The organism is Sphingomonas sp., from assembly GCF_035317925.1.
In the GTDB taxonomy this organism is placed as follows: Bacteria; Pseudomonadota; Alphaproteobacteria; order Sphingomonadales; family Sphingomonadaceae; genus Sphingomonas_I.
This window is the reverse complement of the sequence record NZ_DATHFV010000209.1, coordinates 1-2,103: the sequence shown is the minus strand read 5'-3', so window position 1 is coordinate 2,103 and position 2,103 is coordinate 1. Positions and strand designations below refer to the sequence as shown.

3 protein-coding genes are annotated in these 2,103 nt (G+C 65.2%); 2 read left to right on the top strand and 1 reads right to left on the bottom strand.

The genetic code is table 11. The features are described from left to right. On the top strand, positions 1 to 521 hold a 521-nt coding region (locus VK533_RS15540), incomplete at its 5' end, for a M3 family metallopeptidase (protein ID WP_324379352.1). A 123-nt stretch (positions 522 to 644) separates the two neighbouring features. Here VK533_RS15540 and VK533_RS15535 read toward each other — a convergent pair. Beyond that, a complete protein-coding gene (locus VK533_RS15535) occupies positions 645 to 1,493 on the bottom strand; it encodes a dienelactone hydrolase family protein (RefSeq protein ID WP_324379350.1) in 849 nt (282 codons plus the stop codon). A 147-nt stretch (positions 1,494 to 1,640) separates the two neighbouring features. Here VK533_RS15535 and VK533_RS15530 point away from each other — a divergent pair. After that, positions 1,641 to 2,103 (top strand): HPP family protein (locus VK533_RS15530; RefSeq protein WP_324379349.1); only part of this gene is annotated, 463 nt, incomplete at its 3' end.

The window sequence follows — 2,103 nt, the reverse complement described above, 5'->3', positions numbered from 1 at the left end:
TGCTGGCGAACTACATGATCGGCCAGGCCAGGACCAAGCAGGAGAAGCTCTTCTATCTCGGCCAGCTGATGGAGAATTATCGCGGCACTTTCTACCGCCAGGCGATGTTCGCCGAATTCCAGCTCGCGGTCCACGATCTGGCCGAGAAAGGCGAGGGTCTGTCAGGGCAGAAGATGACCGAGATCAACCTCGATCTGCTCAAGCGCTATCACGGTCCGAAGTTCGTGATGGACCCGGCCTATGGCGTCGAGTGGGCCTATATCCAGCATTATTTCTACGGCTTCTACGTGTTCCAGTACGCGACCTCGATCACCGCCGCGAACTACTTCGCCGACAAATTGCTGCACGGCGCGGTCAAGGACCGCGAGAATTATCTGTCGGTACTGCGCGCGGGCGGATCGGATTACGGCTACAATATCCTGCGCAAGGCCGGCCTCGATATGGCGACGGCGACGCCGTATCAGACGATCGTGCGCAGCTTCTCCGACGTGCTCGATCAGGCCGAGAAACTGCTGGGTTGAACTTCTTCGTCTCCCCTCCCGCTTGCGGGAGGGGTCGGGGGAGGGGAGTCTTCCTCAAGCGCCCCGATCTCAGGCCGGATAGCCCCTCCCCTAACCCCTCCCGCAAGCGGGAGGGGTTAGGGCTCAGACCACCCCGTTCGCCTTGAAATGGGCCAGCATCCTGGCCCAGCCATCCTTGGCGTCGGCCTCGTTGTAGGAACTGCGATAATCGGCGTGGAAGCCATGGCCCGCGTCGGGATAGACGTGGATCGACGAGCCCGTCTTGCCCGTCATGGTCAGCGCCTTCGTCATTGCCGCCAGCGAATCCTGGCTGATCCCCTGATCCTGGCCGCCATACAGGCCGAGCACGGGCGAATGCACTTCGCCCGCGCGCATGATCAGTTTCTCGACATGGCCGTACCAGGCGACGCCCGCGCGGATATCGGGATCGACCATCGCCGCGCGCCATACGACCGCGCCGCCCCAGCAGAAACCGGTGATGCCGATCCGGTCGGGCCTGGCGAAGCTCTGCTTCTTGATCCAGGCGGAGGTTGCCTTGACGTCGCCGTCGACCTGATCGTCGCTGGCCTGGGCGACGATCGGCATGATCTGCTTGAAGTCGCTGATCGCGGGCAGGTTGACGCCCGAGCGATAGAAGAAATCGGGCGCGACCGCGACGTAACCAAGCTTCGCCAGCCGGCGGCAGATGTCCTTGATATAATCGTGGATGCCGAAAATCTCGTTGACGACGATGATCGTCGCGTGGCGTCCCGTGCCTTTCGGCCGGGCGACATAGGCCGGCAACGGCTTGGGCGCGCCGTTGGGGATCAGGGCGGCTTCGACGATCAGTCCGTCGTCGGGCGTGTGGATCGGCGTGGCGTCGGCGGCGAGGGCGGCGACGGCATAGCCGGCGAAGAACATCGTCACGGCGGCGCGGCGGCCGATATGCAGGTCTTCGGGTTCGGTGCCGTGCGCGCGGGTGAGGGTCAGCATGGGGGGCGTCCTACGGGATGGGGAAGCGGACGCTACGCCCTCCTTGCATCTTTAGGCAATCGCCGACGAGAGGGATGTTTGCGTGCTTTGCGCCATCCAAGAAAAGCGCGTGATGCGCGGCGGCACTTTGCCACCTAAGGCGCCGATATGACCCAGAAGCCGGCCTATCCGCACCTGCCCTTGCTGTCGCCTTTGCTGGCGGGCGGAACATCGCGCGATCGGCTGGTCGCCTGCATCGGCGCGCTGGTGGCGATCATGGCAACCGCCTTTATCTGCCATCTGCTGCTGCCGGGCGCAGCGATCTATCTTGCCGCGCCGATCGGTGCGTCGGCGGTGTTGGTGTTCGCTTTGCCGGCGAGTCCGCTGTCGCAGCCCTGGCCGGTGATCGGCGGCAACGTCGTCTCCGCCGTGGTCGGCACGCTCGCCGCACATCTGTTCGCGCCGGAAATCGCGGCGGGGGTCGCGGTCGCGGGCGCGATCCTGGCGATGTCGCTGCTGCGCTGCCTGCACGCGGCGGGCGGCGGCACCGCGTTGGTGACCGCATTGCCGGCACCGGCGGTGGCGGCGTCAGGCTATGCCTTCGCGCTGCTGCCGGTGGCGCTCGACGCGG

Coding starts and splice junctions, on each gene's coding strand:
- VK533_RS15535 (WP_324379350.1), bottom strand. CDS start 1,493: ATGCTGACCCTCACCCGCGCGCACGGCACCGAACCCGAAGACCTGCAT.